At 73.7% G+C, this 16289-nt stretch carries 14 protein-coding genes; 7 read left to right on the forward strand and 7 right to left on the reverse strand.

Annotated elements, in window-relative coordinates; all coding sequences use genetic code 11:
* The first annotated feature begins 65 nt into the window (after positions 1 to 65).
* The gene (locus tag IEZ07_RS04755) at positions 66 to 692 is read left to right on the forward strand and encodes a hypothetical protein (RefSeq protein WP_191893646.1); all 627 of its coding nucleotides are present in this window, start codon (positions 66 to 68) and stop codon (positions 690 to 692) included.
* A 51-nt stretch (positions 693 to 743) separates the two neighbouring features.
* Positions 744 to 1685, forward strand: coding sequence for a WD40 repeat domain-containing protein (locus tag IEZ07_RS04760; RefSeq protein WP_191893647.1), 942 nt, complete (start codon positions 744 to 746; stop codon positions 1683 to 1685).
* 11 nt (positions 1686 to 1696) lie between these two features.
* Here IEZ07_RS04760 and IEZ07_RS04765 read toward each other — a convergent pair whose 3' ends face one another.
* Both IEZ07_RS04765 and IEZ07_RS04770 read right to left on the reverse strand, forming a co-directional pair.
* Positions 1697 to 2230: a hypothetical protein gene (locus IEZ07_RS04765; protein WP_191893648.1), complete on the reverse strand. Its 534-nt coding sequence runs from the start codon at positions 2228 to 2230 to the stop codon at positions 1697 to 1699.
* A gap of 305 nt (positions 2231 to 2535) precedes the next feature.
* A complete protein-coding gene (locus IEZ07_RS04770) occupies positions 2536 to 2928 on the reverse strand; it encodes a hypothetical protein (RefSeq protein WP_153054610.1) in 393 nt (130 codons plus the stop codon).
* Positions 2929 to 3143: 215 nt separating this feature from the next.
* Here IEZ07_RS04770 and IEZ07_RS04775 point away from each other — a divergent pair, with 215 nt between their 5' ends.
* The gene (locus IEZ07_RS04775; protein ID WP_191893649.1) at positions 3144 to 7010 is read left to right on the forward strand and encodes a WD40 repeat domain-containing protein; all 3867 of its coding nucleotides are present in this window, start codon (positions 3144 to 3146) and stop codon (positions 7008 to 7010) included.
* A gap of 112 nt (positions 7011 to 7122) precedes the next feature.
* Here IEZ07_RS04775 and IEZ07_RS04780 read toward each other — a convergent pair whose 3' ends face one another.
* From IEZ07_RS04780 to IEZ07_RS04790, 3 genes are all read right to left on the reverse strand, one after another.
* Entirely contained in the window at positions 7123 to 8496 is a 1374-nt protein-coding gene (locus IEZ07_RS04780; protein WP_239319392.1) for an extracellular catalytic domain type 1 short-chain-length polyhydroxyalkanoate depolymerase, read from the reverse strand.
* Between the two features lie 328 nt (positions 8497 to 8824).
* Positions 8825 to 9859 carry a LacI family DNA-binding transcriptional regulator gene (locus IEZ07_RS04785; RefSeq protein ID WP_191893650.1) on the reverse strand — a complete coding sequence of 345 codons (1035 nt, stop codon included), beginning with the start codon at positions 9857 to 9859 and terminating at the stop codon, positions 8825 to 8827.
* 36 nt (positions 9860 to 9895) lie between these two features.
* Positions 9896 to 11407: a serine aminopeptidase domain-containing protein gene (locus tag IEZ07_RS04790; RefSeq protein ID WP_191893651.1), complete on the reverse strand. Its 1512-nt coding sequence runs from the start codon at positions 11405 to 11407 to the stop codon at positions 9896 to 9898.
* A 74-nt stretch (positions 11408 to 11481) separates the two neighbouring features.
* On the opposite strand from IEZ07_RS04790, the gene IEZ07_RS04795 reads away from it, so the two are divergent.
* On the forward strand, positions 11482 to 12027 hold the full coding sequence (locus IEZ07_RS04795; protein ID WP_191893652.1) for a helix-turn-helix domain-containing protein: 546 nt from the start codon (positions 11482 to 11484) through the stop codon (positions 12025 to 12027).
* Positions 12028 to 12079: 52 nt separating this feature from the next.
* Here the strand turns inward: IEZ07_RS04795 and IEZ07_RS04800 are convergent, their stop codons facing one another.
* Positions 12080 to 12688 carry a TetR/AcrR family transcriptional regulator gene (locus IEZ07_RS04800; protein ID WP_191893653.1) on the reverse strand — a complete coding sequence of 203 codons (609 nt, stop codon included), beginning with the start codon at positions 12686 to 12688 and terminating at the stop codon, positions 12080 to 12082.
* A 94-nt stretch (positions 12689 to 12782) separates the two neighbouring features.
* Here IEZ07_RS04800 and IEZ07_RS04805 point away from each other — a divergent pair, with 94 nt between their 5' ends.
* On the forward strand, positions 12783 to 13190 hold the full coding sequence (locus IEZ07_RS04805) for a RidA family protein (RefSeq protein WP_068903289.1): 408 nt from the start codon (positions 12783 to 12785) through the stop codon (positions 13188 to 13190).
* Positions 13191 to 13295: 105 nt separating this feature from the next.
* Here the strand turns inward: IEZ07_RS04805 and IEZ07_RS04810 are convergent, their stop codons facing one another.
* Positions 13296 to 14096 (reverse strand): helix-turn-helix domain-containing protein, encoded by an 801-nt coding sequence (locus IEZ07_RS04810; protein ID WP_068903291.1) that lies wholly within the window; start codon positions 14094 to 14096, stop codon positions 13296 to 13298.
* Positions 14097 to 14325: 229 nt separating this feature from the next.
* Here IEZ07_RS04810 and modB point away from each other — a divergent pair, with 229 nt between their 5' ends.
* Together modB and IEZ07_RS04820 are read left to right on the forward strand one after the other, a co-directional pair.
* Positions 14326 to 15108 (forward strand): molybdate ABC transporter permease subunit, encoded by a 783-nt coding sequence (gene modB / locus IEZ07_RS04815; RefSeq protein WP_191893654.1) that lies wholly within the window; start codon positions 14326 to 14328, stop codon positions 15106 to 15108.
* Positions 15109 to 15145: 37 nt separating this feature from the next.
* Complete coding sequence (locus tag IEZ07_RS04820; RefSeq protein WP_191893655.1) at positions 15146 to 16174, forward strand: ABC transporter ATP-binding protein; 1029 nt, start codon at positions 15146 to 15148, stop codon at positions 16172 to 16174.
* Positions 16175 to 16289 lie beyond the last annotated feature (115 nt).

Raw genomic sequence — 16289 nt, forward strand, 5'->3', positions numbered from 1 at the left:
CGCGCCCTCACGGCAGACGGGCGGCCCGCCGGAACCCGGTGGGCCCTCCGCTCGTCCAACCCTTCATGATCATGCTCCTTGCGGCGTCTCTCGCCCTCGCTCCCGTGCAGATCCCCGAGAACTTCCTGCTGAGTGAGAAAGCCGCCCGTGCACCCCAGACGGAGGAGGAGAAGGCCGAGGAGTGGTGGAAGATCAGCGACAGGCTCGACCAGCCCTTGTTGCTGAACCCGTGCAGGCGCAAGCGCGCCACGACGGCGGACCGCTCGGCCGTGCGCACGATCACCTACGACACCAGCGCGCCCTCGCACTCCGGCGAGCAACTCGTGATCCACCGGAGCTCCAGGGCGGCCAGGACGGCCATGAAGAAGCTGCTCGCCGACGCCAGGCGGTGCGTGGCCCGGCCGTACGGCAAGCCGTACAGCTGGGCCGACGACGGGAGGACCCGGTGGGTGGTGAACCGCACGCGACTGGCGGACGAGGCCTCGCTGATGCGCTTCATGATGTACGACAAGCTCAACAGAGAATGGTCTCCGGTGCTGTCAGGCATCGTGGCGCGCAGGGGCAGAGCTCTGATGATCTACTTCGGTGACCTGGACTCCCTCGGCCACCCGCAGAAGCGAGCCGTCAAGACCCTGCGTGGCAATGCCGCAGAAATGGCGGCGAAGACATGCACGCTGCCCGGAGTCTGTTGACGGACGGTCGTTTCGCGGCGAGGCTCCGCGGCGCTGTGGGAAGATGCGGGCATGCCGTTCCGGACAGTGACGGCCGCGGTCACGGCCGCAGTCGTGCTCATGACCGGCCTCCCGGCCGGGGCCGCGCCGGTCAAGCCGGTGATCCGCCACGCAGGCCTCGGTGCCTGCCGGAACGACGGCGGCGTCGGGCGGCACCCGTGCGGGCCGTGGAGGCTCTGGTTGAGCAGCGGCCGTGTCCTCGCGCTTCCCGACGCACAGCGGCCCGACGGCGACCACCCGGCCATGGGGCTCATGGCGCTCTCCCCGGACGGCACCCGCGCCGCGTACTTCCGCAGGAGCGACGGTGTTCTCATGATCTGGGAGACCGCCACCGGGAAGGCGCGCCGGACCGCGGTGAGGCGGCCGGAGTCCGTGTCGGTGACCGAGCTGACCCTCTCCCCGCGCGGGCGGTTCGTCGGCATCGACGGAGAGCACCTCGTCTCCCTGAAACCGGTCGACCGGATCGTGGACACGGCCACCGGGAAGGCCTTCGACCTGCCCCGGGGACACGACCTGGCGAGGTTCAGCCCGGACGAGAAGCACCTGATGGCCACCCACGTGCGCGGGGCGGTGGTCTACAAGACCGGGACCTGGTCGGTGCGGCTGCGGCGGTCGGCCTACATGATGGGCGACCTCGGCCGCGACGGCGTCACCGTGGCCAAGGCCCGGCGGGACGACGTCCATCCCTCGAAGAACGCGGTCACCGTCCGCAATCTGGCCACCGGGAAGAGGCGCACGTTCCCGCTCCGGCTCCGCAGGGGCGAGGCCCCCTACCGGGCGCGCTGGGACAGGGCGGGCCGGCTCGACGTGCTGACCGACTCCTATCGCGGGCGGAGCGGCGCCGAATACCACGTCTACACCTGGTACCGGTTGGACCGCACGACGGGCCGGCTGCGACGGCTCGACTCCTTCACCGTCACCTCCGCCGTGGGGGACGTCATCGTCGCAGGCTGACGGCGACGGCCTCAGAGCGCGAGGACCGCCAGGAGGGCGAGGCCGATGCTCAGCGCCACGAAGGGGATCGTCCTGGGCCGCCGGGCCGCCTCCCGCCGGGAGGAGAGCACCAGCGCCGCGCCCACGATCAGAGCCAGCAGCAGGTGCAGGCCGTACCAGAGGGGGATGGGCACCCGGCCCAGGACGGTCCCGGACAGCAGGTCGTCGGCGGCTCCGTAACCGGCGATCCCGCCGAGGATGATCAGGCACAGCACCGCGAACGCGTACCGGAACCGGCCGAGCAGCGCCCAGAAGGCGGTGCCCACGCCGAGCAGGAGCGAGGTGCTGTGGTGCAGCCCCCGCACGAACAGCCCTGTGTCGACTTCGAAGCCGATGTCCAGAATCGAGTGGTAGGCGGCGCTCATGGGGACGCCCCGGAGCGGCTCGTAGGCTCCGCCGTAGGGGATGACCTCGCCGCTGGGCGTGTAGAAGAACGCCAGGAAGCCGCCGCTGATCAGGACGATCACGAAACAGCAGAGCAGCATCTCGCCCAGCAGCTGCCTCACCCGCGCCTGATCCACCGGAGCATTCCACCACAGAGATCGACTCGGGCGTGCGGCGTGCGGGTCCGGTTCCACTGTGGCAGTGGCGGCCCGCCGCCGGGACCGGACGAACCCCTGCCTCTGACGGGCCCGACCGGGCCGGGCGCAACGTGGGTTCGGCGGGGGTTCCGACGGGTCGCCGGTGGGCTCCTTCCGGTCCCGCGCCCGGGAGGGTGCGGAACCGGGAGGAGCCTCATGACCGGTGGAGGATGCCGGAGCATCCTCCAGCCCCCGCATCGGGAACGGCGGCCGCCCGACCCCCGGCGGACTCAGGTGAAGTTGCGCAGCCTCATCCCGAGCACGCAGTTCTGGGACACCGCCTCGAGCCTGTAGTAGTGGCCGGGCACCAGGCCGTGCACCTTGAACGTCGTGCTGGCGGCGAAGTACTTGGTGCCCCCCGCCACCCGCTGCCAGTTGTTCGAGACGTTGTACAGCGACCAGCTGACGCGGCAGGCCCCGCCGGAGAACCTGACCTCGAGCCATCCCTCGCTGCTGTGCGGCTCCAGAGAGCCCGTCGTACACGACACCAGGGGGGCGGTGGTGCACGTCCGCGTGCCGTACGGCTCGGCCGCCGCGGGCCCGCTGAAGGCCAGCGGTCCCGCAAGCGCGATCACCGCGGCACCCGCGGCAGCCAGGAGCGATCTCTTTCCACGCATCGTCATGACCTGTCTCCTCGATCTCCGATATTTCCGAGATTTCCGGCTTCTCTGGAACCGTTCTCGTCGTACCGGCCGGCGCTCATCCGGGAGCGGAGCCGATCCCCCGGCCGGGCTGACTCGTGCACTGACATGTGTAGTGGTCCGCGTGTTGTGCGGCTTCGGGGCGAATGGTGCACAATCAACACCGCACAACCGTTCCGGATCTTCGGAGGTGGAGCATGCCGCGTCCCGAGCGTCCCCTGGATCCGGAGGCGGACGCTCTGCAGCGGTTCGCCTGGGAGCTCCGCCTCCTGCGGCGGCAGGCCGGCAACCCCGGCTACCGGGAGCTGGCGCGCAAAGCGCACTACTCCGCCACCACCCTCGCCCAGGCCGCCCGGGGCGAGAAGCTCCCCAGCCTCGCCGTCACCCTCGCCTACGTCCAGGCGTGCGGCGGTGACACCGGGCGGTGGCGGGAACGCTGGCACCGCGTCGCCGGGGAGCTGGACGTCCCCTCCGCGGAGGAACCCGGTGACGCCGCGGCCGGAGACGGCAGGGCGCCTTACCGGGGACTGGCCGCCTTCCAGCCCGAGGACGCGCGGCACTTCCACGGCCGGGAGAAACTGGTCGGCGAACTCGTCGCACGACTGGTTCGCCACCCCTTCCTCGCGCTCTTCGGTCCGTCCGGAGCGGGAAAGTCCTCACTGCTGCGCGCGGGGCTCCTGCCCGGCGTGCAGGATCCCGGGCAGACGGGAGGGCGGGCCTGGCGGACGCTGCTGATGACTCCCGGCGCCCATCCGCTGCAGGAGTACACGGCCGTGCTCGCCACCGTGACCGGCACGCCGCAGGCCGGGGCGCACGCCCCTCCGGGCACCGCCGGACGGAGCTCCGCCGAGGCGCACGCCCCTCCGGGCACCGCCGGACAGACCTCGGCCGAGGCGCACGCCCCTCCGGGCACCGCCGAGGCGCACGCGCCGCCGGACACCGCCGGACGGACCCCGGCCGGTGACGTGCTCCTGGTGGTCGACCAGTTCGAGGAGGTCTTCACCCTCTGCCGCGATCCCGAGGAGCGGACCCGCTTCATCGCCGCCCTGCTGGCCGTCACCCGCGCGCCGGACGCCCCCGTCCGAGTCGTCCTCGGGGTGCGCGCCGACTTCTACGCCCACTGCGCCGACCATCCCGAACTCGCCGCCGCGCTCACCGACGCCCAGATCCTCCTCGGCCCCATGACGACCGAGGAACTGCGCCAGGCCATCACCCGGCCCGCGCGTGACACCGGTTGCACCGTCGAAGGCGCCCTCCTGGCCACGATCGTCGCCGACACCGCGGGCCAGCCGGGCGCACTGCCGCTCATCTCCCACGCGCTCCTGGAGACCTGGCGCCGCCGCCGCGGCAACACCCTCACCCTGGCCGGATACCAGGCGGCCGGCGGGATCCACGGCGCCCTGGCCAAGACGGCGGAGACCCTCCACACCACGCTCGGCCCGGTACGGCAGGCCCGCGCCAAGGACCTCTTCCTGCGGCTGACCGCACCCGGAGAGGGCACCGGGGACACCGGTCGCCGCATCACCCGCGACGAGCTCGACCTCCGCGACCCCGACACCCTCGCGGTCCTCGACCTGTTCGCCGGGGCCCGGCTGATCACCCTCGGCGAGGACACCGTCGAGATAGCCCACGAGGCGCTCATCCGCGCGTGGCCCCGGCTGCACCGGTGGCTGGCCGCCGACCGGGAGGGCCTGCGCACCCGCCACCACCTCACCCAGGCCGCCCGGACCTGGATCTCCCTCGACCGCGACCCCGGAGCGCTGTACCGCGGGGCGCGCCTGGCCGTCGCCCGTGAATGGGCCGCCCACCACGACCGGCGCAACGTCCTCAACGACGACGAGCGCGCGTTCCTCGACGCCTCGATCCGGCTCGAGGACACCGAACGAGCCAGAGCCGCCCGTCGCAGCCGCCAGCTGCGCCGTCTGGCCGCGGCGCTGACGATCCTGCTCCTGATCGCCACCGGCACCGGCGTCGTCGCGATCCGGGAGTGGCGCGACGCCGAACACGCCCACCGGACCGCGCTCTCCCGCCAGCTCGCCGCCCAGGCGCTGACCTCGGCCGACTCCGAACCCGAGACGGCCATGCTGCTCGCCGCGGAGGCGTTCACCACCGAGCCGACGACCGAGGCGCGCGGCGCGCTGCTCAGCACCTCCCCGCTCCACGCCCACCACGGCACGCTCACCGGGCACACCGGCGCCGTCTCCCAGGTCCTCTTCGCCCTCGACGGCCGCACCCTCTACAGCGTCGGCCGGGACCGGACCGTGGCGGTGTGGGACGCCCGCCGCAGGACCCGGTCGGCCGCCCTCACCGGGCACGACACCTGGCTGAAGGCCGCGGCGCTCAGCCCCGACGGCCGCGTCCTCGCCACGGGGGGAGAGGACGGCGCCCTCGTGCTCTGGGACGCCGCCGCCCGCGCACGGGTGGCCGTGCTCACCGAGCACACCGCGCAGATCAGGGAGATCGCCTTCAGCCCGGACGGCCGTACGGTGGCCACCGCCGCCGACGACACGACCGTCGTGCTGTGGGACGTCGCCGCCCGCACCCGGCTGGCCACCCTGACCGGGCACACCGGAAAAGCCCGCGGAGTCGCCTTCAGCCCGGACGGCCGCACGCTCGCCACCTGCGGAGACGACGCCGTCGTCGTGCTGTGGGACGTGGCCGCCCGTACCCGGCTGGCCACCCTGACCGGGCACACCGAGACCGCCGGCGCGGTGGCGTTCAGCCCGGACGGCCGCGTCCTCGCCACCGCGGGGGCCGACACGACCGTCATCCTGTGGGACACGGCCACCCGCACCCGCCTGGCCACCTTCACCCACCGGCGGGAAGGCCAGATCATCGCCCTGGCCTTCAGCCCGGACGGCCGCACGCTCGCCACCTCCGGGCACGACCCGGCCATCCTGCTGTGGGACGTCGGGCACCATACCCTGCGCGGCCGCCTCACCGGGCACCGGGCCAACGTCTACACCCTCGCGTTCAGCCCCGGCGAACCCCGCCTGGCATCGGCCGGGGAGGACGGCGACATCCTGCTGTGGGACACCACCCGGCCGTACCTGGCCCGTCACGACGACCAGGTGGACGACGCGGTCTTCAGCCCCGACGGCCGCACCCTCGCCACCACCTCCGCCGGGAGGACGACGGTGTGGAACTCCGCCGACCGGACCCTGCGCGAGGTCCGGGTCGACCGGTCCGCGCGCGTCAACGCCCTGGCCTTCAGCCCGGACGGGCGTGTCCTCGCCACCGCGACGGAGTTCACCCTCGAGACCCGGGGCAACACCGTCACGCTCTGGATCTCCGGCCGGGACTCGCCGGTCGTGCTCGCCGGGCACACCGGACACGTGCTCGACCTCGCCTTCAGCCCGGACGGGCGCGTCCTCGCCACGGCGAGCGCCGACACGACCGTGATGCTGTGGGACACGGCCACCCACCGGCGCCTGGCCACGCTCACCGGGCACAGCCTGCCCGTCAACGGGGTGGCCTTCAGTCCCGACGGCCGCATCCTGGCCAGTGCCGGGCACGACCCGGCCGTGATGCTGTGGGACGTGGCCGCCCGCAGACCGCTGGCCGCGCCGCTGCTCGGCCACTCCGGATGGGTCAGAACCGTCGCCTTCAGCCCCGACGGCCGCACCCTGGTCAGCGCCGGGGCCGACGAGAACGTCGTCCTGTGGGACGTGGCCCGCCGTACCCGCCTGGCCGTCATCCCCGAACACGCCGACGCCGTCACCACGGGTGCGGCCTTCAGCCCCGACGGCCGCACCCTGGCCTTCACCGGCGGCGGCGACTCGGTCATCCTGTGGGACGTCCGCCGGGGCACCCGCACCGCCCGCCTCACGGGGCACACCCAGCCGGTCAGGGCGCTCGCCTTCGCTCCCGACGGGCGCACGCTCGTCACCGCCGGCGCTGACGGCGACGTGCTGCTGTGGGACACCGATCCGCAGCGGGTCATCACCCGCATCTGCGGGGCGCTCGCCCGCGACCTCACCCGGCAGGAATGGCGGCGGCACATCCCGGAGCGGCCCTACCGCAGGACGTGCCCGGCGGGCCGTACGGAGGTCACCCGCGGCTGACGCGGCCGGGCGGGGCGGGCGTCCCGGGTCCGGCGGAGGTACGGCACGCCGTACCCCCCGCGGCGGAGGGCCCGTCCGTCCCGAGACGGCGGAGGGCCCGTCCGTCCGGAGATCAGCCGACGGCGCAGGGCGTGCCGTTGAGGGTGAAGGAGGCCGGTTCGCCGGTGTTCCCGGTGTGGGCGGCCTGGAAGCCGAACTCCGCCGAGGCGCCCGGTGCGATGGTCCCGTTGTAGGAGACGTTCCTGGCGGTCACCTGGCCGCTGTTCGGTGAGACGGCGGCGTTCCAGGCGTTGGAGACCGTCTGCCCTCCCGGCAGGGTGAACGCCAGGGACCAGCCGTCGACCGCGGCGGAGCCGGTGTTGGTGATCTTCACCGCGGTGGTGAGGCCGGTGTTCCAGGCGTTCACGGTGTAGGTGACGCGGCAGGAGCCGGTGCCGGGGGTGACGGTGGGCGTCGAGGTCGGGGTGACGGTCGGCGTCGCCGTGGGGGTGACGGTCGGCGTCACGGTCGGGGTGGGCGAGGTGGTGGGGCCGCCGGTCAGGCCGAAGAACCGGATGACGGCCTCGGCCATGCCGCCCATCGGCAGGTTGTGCCCGACCCCGGGCAGGCTGATCGCCTCCACCGGGGCCTGCTCGCCGGTGCTCCCGTAGCGGGTCCGTACCCAGCCCGGCCGCGGAGTGTCGGAGAGCACCGGGGTCTGGCCGACCCCGTGGACGTTCGTCCACTGCTTGATCTGCTCCTGGAAGTTCGGGTAGCGCAGCGTGGCGTCCTCGGTGCCGTGCCAGATCTGCATCCGGGGGCGCGGGCCGCTGTGGCCGGGGTACGCGGCGCGCACCAGGTCGCCCCACTGCTGCGGGGTCCTGACCACCTGGCCGTTGGCGCAGGCGCTGTTCCAGGAGGAGCCGTCGGTGGTGGCGAAGCAGCCGAACGGCACGCCCATGAACGCGGCCCCGGCCTTGAACACGTCGGGGTAGTCGCCCAGCAGGACGTTCGTCATCATGGCGCCGGAGGACGCGCCGGTGACGTAGACCCGGTCGGGGTCGCCGTTGTGGCGCTGCTGGACGTACCTGACCATGGACATGATGCCCACCGGGTCGCTGCCGCCGTCGCGTCGCAGGGCCTGGGGCGAGGAGACGTCGAAGCAGGAGCCGCTCCTCGTCGCGGACGGGTAGACGAGGACGAAGCCGTACCGGTCGGCCAGGGAGGCGAACTCCGTGCCCGAGTGGAAGGCCGGGCCGGAGCCGGTGCAGTAGTGCACGGCCACCACGATCGCGGGTCTGGCCGGAGCGCTGTCCGGGACGTAGAGGTGCATCCTCAGATTGGTCGGGTTGGTCCCGAAGCCGGTGATCTCGGTGAGGGAGGCCGACGACGCCGGGGGCGCCGTGACCAGTCCCGTGACGGCGAGCGCCACGACGGCGGCCACCGTGGCGGCCACAGCGGCGGCTACGGTGCTCAGCCCGCTCCTCGCCTTGCTTCTCATCCTCATCGGCTGTCCTGTCCTCCGGGTACGGGCCGCACGGCGCGAGCCCTCTGAAACGTTCCGGAGTATCCGGCGGAACATTTCTATGGGCAAGGCGCTCCGGCACGCCCACCCGGAGGCGTGCCGGTGACCTGGTACGGCCTGCGGGGGCGGGCGCGGCGGGGATGAAACTTTCTTCACCGGCGCCGGGCCGGGAGGGGGCGGTGTTCCGCCGCGCGGCTCGGCGCCGGGCCGGCGGGCGGTGCTCTGCGACGCGGCTCGGCGCCGGGAGGGCGTGGCGGTGCTGCCCCGTACGGCTGCGTCGGGGCTGCGGGGAGGCGTCCCGCCGTGCGGCTCAGCGCCGGGAGGGTGGTGCGGTGCTCTGCCGTACGACGAGTTCGGTGGCCAGTTCGACGCGGTGCTGTTCGAGCTCCTCGCCGCCCGCCAGGGCGACGATCATCCGGGCCGCGGCGGCGCCCATGCGGACCAGCGGCTGGCGCACGGTCGTCATGGGAGGCCCGGCCCACCGGGTGAACGACAGGTCGTCGAACCCGACGACGCTCAGGTCCTCCGGGATCCGCAGGCCGGCCTGACGGGCGGCCTCGTAGACGCCGAACGCCTGCAGGTCGTTGGCGGTGAAGATCGCGGTCGGCGGGGCGGGCAGGCGGAGCAGCTCGCCGCCGTCGCGCAGGCCGCCCTCGACGTAGAGGGTGCTGACGCGGACGAGGTCCGGGTCGACCGGCACGCCCGCGGCGTCCATGGCGGCCCGGTAGCCGTCGAGCCGGGCGCGGCAGCACGGCCACTCGGTCGGGCCGCTGAGCATGGCGATGCGCCGGTGCCCCAGGTCGAGCAGGTGCCGGGTCGCGGCCATCCCGCCGCTCCAGTTGGTGGCGCCCACCGAGGGCGTGCGGTGCAGCGGCTCGCCGGTCGGGTCCAGCACGACCAGGGGGATCGAACGGGTGGCCAGCTGCGACTGCTGCTGGACGGTGAGCTCGGAGAAGACCGCGATGACACCGGCCGGGCGCCGGGCGAGGACCTGCTCGGTCCACGCCCGGCCGGGGGTGAGCCGGCCCTGCATCTCGGTGAGCACCACGGCGAGCCCGTGCTCCCGGGCGACCTGCTCAACGCCGCGGATGATCTCAAGCGCCCACAGGCTCTCCAGCGCGTGGAAGACCAGCTCCAGGATGGCGGCCGGGCCGCTCTCCCGCCGCTGGTATCCCTGCTCCCGGAGCACGGCCTCCACCCGCTGCCGGGTGCCGAGCGCCACTCCGGGCTGGCCGTTGAGGACCCGGGAGACGGTCGGCGCGGACACCCCCGCGAGATGCGCGATCTTCGCGACGGTCAGCCCCTGCCGCCCGGGTTCTGCGCTGTCGGGGCCGCTCGAAGTCACCGCCCCAGTCTAGACAGGAGAGCGCGGCGGGCCGGTTCAGGTCCGGGGGAGGCGGTCGGTGATCCAGTCCGTCACGAGGGAGAGGAGACCGGGGTCGACGGGCCTGCGGATCTGCTGCTTGTAGGTGCGCAGGCCGCCGCCGTCCGGGTCGCGGCGGAGCAGGTGGCTCAGCTCGGGCACGCGCACGGTCGTGACGTCGCCCGCCGCCGCGACATCACCCGTCGCCTTGTCGTCGTCCGTCGCCGTGACGTCCTTCGTCCCCGTGCCGTAGCCCGTCGCCGTGCCGCCCTTCGCAGTGTCGCCCTCGGCCGCGCCGCGGTCGCGGCCCGCGGTGGCGGCGATGGCGTCGAGGTCGGCGGGGTCCACCTGGACGTCGCCGGCTCCGGTGACGGCGAGGACCGGGGCACGCAGCGCGCGCAGCGCGGGCTCGGGGTCGAAGGCGATGAACTCGCGGTGCCAGCGCGCGTTCGTCCTGCGCCCCTGGATCCGGGCGACGTCGGTGGTCGTGGCCTTGAGTCTGGCGACGGCCTCCGCCTGCTTGGCGGCGATGTCGGTGCGGAGCAGGCGCAGGATCACCCGGACCGGCGCGGGCAGGTCCCCGGCGATCTGCCGGGTCTGCCAGGCCAGCGTCTCCTCGCCCGTCTTCGCCATGGGCGAGAGCAGCACGATCCCGGCCAGGTCCGCCGCCGGCCCGGCGGGCTCGGCGCCGAGGGCGGTGGCGATGACGGCGCCCTCGCTGTGGCCGATGACGAACACCGCCGCCGGGTCGATCTCCGGGCGGGTCCGGAGCCAGGCCAGCGCGGCGCGCGCGTCGTCGATGTTGTCGTTCAGGCCCGCGGCGAGGAAGGACCCCTGGGACTCCCCGGCGCCGCGCTTGTCGTAGCGGAAGGACGCCACCCCGGCCCGGGCCAGCGCGTGCGCCAGGTCGCGGCTGATCCCCAGGGGCATCCGCGGGTGGTTCGCGTCCCGGTCCAGCGGGCCCGAACCGGTGATGATCAGTGCGACCGGGTACGGCTCGCGCCCGGCACCGGAGACCGCGCCGGTGGAGGCCGTACCCGCGGAGGCCGAGCCGGTGGAGGCCGGTGAGGCGGCCGGGTCCGCCGGAGCCGTGCCGGCGGGCGGGAGGGCGAGCGTGCCGCCGAGGGTGAGGTCGCCGGAGGAGAAGGTGACGCGCTCCTCGGTGACCGGCGCGGGCAGGCCGGCCGACTCGCGGATCCGCGCGGCGAGCTCCGTCGCGGCCGCGTCACTGATCAGCAGCTCGTCGTAGCGGGCGCCGCTCAGCGCCACCCGCACGGCGGGCACGTCCCGGCGGGCGACCACGAACGACCGGCTCCCCGCCCGCCGCCAGGTCCCGATCTTCGTCCGCCCGGGGACGGCCAGGCCGGGGGCGCGCAGGCCGCGGACCTCCGCCACCGGGTTCTCCACGACGGCGACCTCGCGGACCGCGGAGAGCGGCACCCGGATGTCCCCGTGCAGTCCCGCCACCTGCTCGCCCCGGCCGAGCGCCAGCACAAGCTCGCCACCGGCCACCGTCATCGTCGCCATCATGCGTCCTTTCCTCTATGTCCAATCATGAGTATTCTCATCTTTGAGATTGATGTCAAATGTGAGAGTGTTCATCCATGAAGACGACGGCCGATCTGCTGCTCCATCCGGTCCGCCTGCGCATCGTCCAGGCGCTGCTCGGCGACCGCCGCATGACCACCGCGGCCCTCGCCGCGGAGCTCTCCGACGTCTCGACTGCCACGCTGTACCGCCACGTCGCGCTGCTGGCCGACGCGGGCGTGCTGGAGACCGTCGGCGAGCAGCGGGTGCGGGGTGCGGTGGAGCGCACCTACGCGCTGCACCTGGCGGCGGCGCAGGTCGCCGACGAGGACCTGGCCGCGATGTCCCCCGAAGACCACCGGCGGGCGTTCATGGCCTTCGTCGCCGGGCTGCTGGCCGGCTATGACCGCTATCTCGACCGGGGCGACGTCGACCTGCGCCGCGACGGCGTCGGCTACCGCCAGACCGCGCTGTGGCTCTCCGACGACGAGTTCGCCGCGTTCGCGGCCGACCTGCGGGCCGTGTTCCAGGCCAGGGCGGGCAACGGGCCGGGGGAGGGGCGGACGAGGAGGGTGGTCACCACCGTCCTGATGCCGTCCGCGCCCTCCCCGGCAGAGGACTGACCGCCTTCCGGCCGGAGCGGCCTCCGACGGGAGACGGCCGGATCCGCATCCGTCAGGGCCCGTCCCAGCCGCGCTCCACCGACCGGCGGCACCTGCCGGGTTCGTCCCCCGCGCCGGCGAACAGCGCGGTCAGCATGGGCACGGCGTGAGCGAGTGCCTGGTGCGGCAGGGGGCCCGTGACGACGAGGGACGCGAGTCCGTGGCCGATCATCCAGCTCTGCGTCGCCAGCTCCGGCGGGGAGACGTCGTCGCGGAATCGGCCGGCCGCCCTGGCCCGGTCGACGGCCCGGACGAGGTAGTGCAGGGTCTCGTCCGCGGCTTCGGCGTCCTCGAGCTCGAAGTCCGCGTCGAACATGACGCGGTAGAGGTCGGGGTTCTCCACGGCGTTGGCCAGGTAGGCGGCGGCCAGGGCGGCGAGGTCCCGCACCGGGTCCGCGGACGCCGGGACGGCTGCGAGCTTGGCCGCCAGCCGGGTGAAGCCCTCCTGCCGCAGCGCCTTCCACAGCTGGTCCATGCCGCCGAAGTAGGTGTAGACGGCCATCGTCGACACGCCGGTGCCGGCGACCAGCGTGCGGAGCGTGACGGGCTGCCGGGCCCGGAGCATCTGGGCGGCTCGCTCCAGCAGCAGGGACCGGACCGCCGGATCTTTCGTCCTCGCCATCGCGCCAGAATACATAGCGTTGCTATGCTTCGATACATAACGTCGCTATGCTTTCGGAAGACATCGATCCTGTTCCCGACGTGGAGGAGAAGTCATGGCCGTGACGCTGGTCAACCCCGAAGGACTGCCGAAGCCCGAGGCCTACCGGCAGCTGTCGATCGCCACCGGATCGAAGCTGGTGTTCATCGCGGGCCAGGTGGCCCGGGACGCCGAGGGCCGGCGGGTCGGCGAAGGAGACCTCGCCGCCCAGGTCGAGCAGGCCTACCTCAACATCGGCACCGCCATGGCCGGGATCGGCGGCTCCTTCGACGACGTGGCGAAGCTGACCGCCTACGTCGTCGACTGGAGCCCCGAGAAGATGCAGCTGCTGGGCGAGGGGGTGAGCCGGGCGGCGGCGAAGCTGGGCGTCGACCCGGTCAAGCCGATCACGCTGCTGGGCGTCGCGGCGCTGGCGGAGCCGGACCTCCTGGTCGAGATCGAGGCCACCGCGGTGATCGACTAACAGCGTCCTCGCATCCTCACGTCCGGGCGGCCCGCCGTCTCCATGTGCCGGCCGGGCGTCTCCATGTGCCGGCCGGGTGCGCCGTGCCGGAACGGCGGGCGGACCCTAGTCGGGGTGGTGCTGGTGCTGCAGGTAGGCGGCGGTCTCGGGGTTGGCGGGGAAGTACGCCTCGATGGCCAGCTCGGCCACGGTGATGTCGAGCGGGGTGCCGAAGGTCGTCATGGTGCTGAAGAAGACCAGCTCACGATAGCCGCGGCGGAGCCGGAGCGGGATCACGATCTGCCCGGGGCCGCTGCCCAGCTCGGGCTCCGGCTGGTCGCAGGGATAGTCGACGAGCTCCCGCCAGAGCTCGGTCAGCTCCGGGTCGGCGGTCAGGCTGATCTGGCGGCGCAGCCGGTGCAGCAGGTGGGCGCGCCACTCGCCCAGATTGAGGATCCGGTGCGCGATGCCCTTCGGGTGCAGGCTCAGCCGCAGCACGTTGACCGGTGGTTCGAGCAGTTCCGGGGCGACGCCGCGCAGCAGCAGCCCGGTGGCGGGGTTGCGGTCCACCAGGTTCCAGCGCTGGTCCACGACCACGGCCGGGTACGGCTGGTGCCCGCTCAGCACCTGCCCCAGCGCCTCGCGGACCGAGGCCATCTCGGGGGAGTTCAGCGGGGTCTCGGCGAACACCGGGGCGAAACCGCCCGCGAGCAGCAGGTGGTTGCGCTCGCGGAGCGGCAGGTCCAGCTCCTCGGCGAGATGGAGGATCATGTCCCGGCTGGGCTTGGAGCGGCCGGTCTCCACGAAGCTCAGGTGCCGGGTGGAGATGTCGGCCTGGATGGCCAGGTCCAGCTGACTCATCCTCCGGCGCTCCCGCCACTGGCGCAGCAGCTCGCCTACCGGCCGGTTCGCGCTGGTGGTGGTCACAAATAACACAATATCCGGCAATGATTCGCCAAACCATTACCGTCGATGTAACGGAGACCGTGACATCCCGGAGGCCGCCGCGGCCGCGGCGTGTGCCAGGATCGGACGGCGTGGGCCTCGGAGTCCCGGGTGCCGGCGCCGGCCGTGCCGGCGCTCCTGACCGGCTCCGCCGCGTGCTCCTCGCCTCCCGTGGACACGGGCGGGCGGTGCGAGAGGAGGGGACGGCCGGATGCGAGGACGGATGCCGTGGCCGCTGGTGGTCCCGGCGGTCGCCGGACTGGTCTTCCTCGTCCTGCCCCTGCTCGGCCTGCTGGTCAGGGCCCCGTGGGCGGAGATGGGGGAGCGGCTGGCCGAACCGCTCGTGCTGGAGGCGCTGCGCCTGTCGCTGCTCACCGCCACCCTCGCCACCGCGATCTGCCTGCTGTTCGGGGTCCCGCTGGCCTGGCTGCTGGCCCGGGGGAACCCGCCCGGGCGGCGGCTGATCCGGGCCCTGGTGACCGTCCCGCTGGTGCTGCCGCCCGTGGTCGGCGGCGTCGCGCTGCTGCTCGTCCTCGGCCGGAACGGGCTGGCCGGACGGTGGCTGTACGAGGTGTTCGGGATCTCGTTCCCGTTCACCACGGCCGGGGTGGTGCTCGCCGAGGCCTTCGTGGCCATGCCGTTCCTGGTGATCAGCGTCGAGGGCGCGCTCAGGGCGGCGGACCTGCGCTACGAGGAGGCCGCGGCCACCCTCGGGGCGTCCCGGTGGCGGGTGTTCACCCGCGTCACGCTGCCGCTCGTCGCGCCCGGCGTCTCGGCGGGAGCCGTACTGTGCTGGGCGCGGGCGCTGGGGGAGTTCGGGGCCACCATCACCTTCGCCGGGAACTTCCCGGGGCGGACGCAGACCATGCCGCTGGCGGTGTACCTCGCGCTGGAGACCGACCCCGAGGCGGCGATCGTGCTCAGCCTGGTCCTGCTCGCGGTCTCCGTGCTCGTGCTGGCCAGCCTCCGCGACCGGTGGGCGGGGACGCCGTGAGCGCCGGGCCGGTTTTCTCACGGAGGGAGGGAGGAGCATGATCAGCGGCAGGCTGGTGGTGGAGCGGCCGAGGTTCCGCCTCGACCTGGAGCTGGAGGTCGCCGCCGGGGAGGTGGTCGCGCTGCTCGGCCCCAACGGCGCGGGCAAGACCACGGTCCTGCGGGCGCTGGCCGGGCTGCTGCCGCTGTCCGCCGGGCACATCCGCCTCGACGGTGAGCCGCTGCACACGACCCCCGCCGAGCGCCGTCCCGTGGGCATGGTCTTCCAGGACTACCTGCTCTTCCCGCACCTGTCCGCGCTGGACAACGTCGCCTTCGGCCCGCGCTGCCACGGCGTGCCGAAGCGGCGGGCCCGCGAGCTCGCGGGCGAGTGGCTGGAGCGCGTCGGCCTGGCCGGGCATGAGAGGGCCAGGCCCCACGAGCTGTCCGGCGGGCAGGCCCAGCGGGTCGCCCTCGCCCGGGCGCTGGCCGTACGGCCCCGCCTGCTCCTCCTCGACGAGCCGCTCGCCGCGCTCGACGCGCACACCCGCCTGGAGGTCCGCGCGGCCCTCCACCGCCACCTCGGCGACTTCGACGGGGCCGCCGTGCTGGTCACCCACGACCCGCTCGACGCGATGGTGCTGGCCGACCGGCTCGTCGTGGTGGAGGACGGCGCGGTCGTCCAGGAGGGCGCCCCCTCGGCCGTGGCCCGCCGCCCCCGCACGGACTACGTCGCCCGGCTGGTCGGGCTCAACCTCTACCGGGGCGTCGCCGACGGGCACGCCGTACGGCTGGACGGCGTCACGCTGAACGCGGCCGAGTCCCAGACCGGCCCGGTGTTCGTGGCCTTCCCGCCCACGGCGGTCGCCCTCTACCGCACCCGTCCGGACGGCACCCCGCGCAACCTCTGGGAGGCGGTGATCGGCGGGGTGGAACGGCACGGCGACCACGTCCGGGTGCTGCTCACCGGTCCGGTCGAGGCCTCCGCCGACGTCACCGCCGCCGCGGTCGCCGAGCTCGGCCTCCGGCCCGGCGCGCGGGTCTGGGCCGCCCTCAAGGCCACCGAGACCCACGCCTACCCGGCCTGACCGCCTACGGGATCGCACTCGGCCCCTATCGTCCCGCCGGCCCCGCGGCGACCTCCGACCGGAGTGCGGGGCGACCTCCGACCGGAGTGCGGGGCGGCCTCCGACCGGAGTGCGG

This window comes from Planomonospora parontospora (assembly GCA_014647935.1).
Lineage (GTDB): Bacteria > Actinomycetota > Actinomycetes > Streptosporangiales > Streptosporangiaceae > Planomonospora > Planomonospora parontospora.

Excerpts from the sequence above, each read along its gene's own strand:
- IEZ07_RS04755 (WP_191893646.1), top strand. The coding sequence starts at position 66 with ATGATCATGCTCCTTGCGGCGTCTCTCGCCCTCGCTCCCGTGCAGATC.
- IEZ07_RS04760 (WP_191893647.1), top strand. The coding sequence starts at position 744 with ATGCCGTTCCGGACAGTGACGGCCGCGGTCACGGCCGCAGTCGTGCTC.
- IEZ07_RS04770 (WP_153054610.1), bottom strand. The coding sequence starts at position 2,928 with ATGACGATGCGTGGAAAGAGATCGCTCCTGGCTGCCGCGGGTGCCGCG.
- IEZ07_RS04775 (WP_191893649.1), top strand. The coding sequence starts at position 3,144 with ATGCCGCGTCCCGAGCGTCCCCTGGATCCGGAGGCGGACGCTCTGCAG.
- IEZ07_RS04780 (WP_239319392.1), bottom strand. The coding sequence starts at position 8,496 with ATGAGGATGAGAAGCAAGGCGAGGAGCGGGCTGAGCACCGTAGCCGCC.
- IEZ07_RS04790 (WP_191893651.1), bottom strand. The coding sequence starts at position 11,407 with ATGATGGCGACGATGACGGTGGCCGGTGGCGAGCTTGTGCTGGCGCTC.
- IEZ07_RS04795 (WP_191893652.1), top strand. The coding sequence starts at position 11,482 with ATGAAGACGACGGCCGATCTGCTGCTCCATCCGGTCCGCCTGCGCATC.
- IEZ07_RS04800 (WP_191893653.1), bottom strand. The coding sequence starts at position 12,688 with ATGGCGAGGACGAAAGATCCGGCGGTCCGGTCCCTGCTGCTGGAGCGA.
- IEZ07_RS04805 (WP_068903289.1), top strand. The coding sequence starts at position 12,783 with ATGGCCGTGACGCTGGTCAACCCCGAAGGACTGCCGAAGCCCGAGGCC.
- modB (WP_191893654.1), top strand. The coding sequence starts at position 14,326 with ATGCGAGGACGGATGCCGTGGCCGCTGGTGGTCCCGGCGGTCGCCGGA.
- IEZ07_RS04820 (WP_191893655.1), top strand. The coding sequence starts at position 15,146 with ATGATCAGCGGCAGGCTGGTGGTGGAGCGGCCGAGGTTCCGCCTCGAC.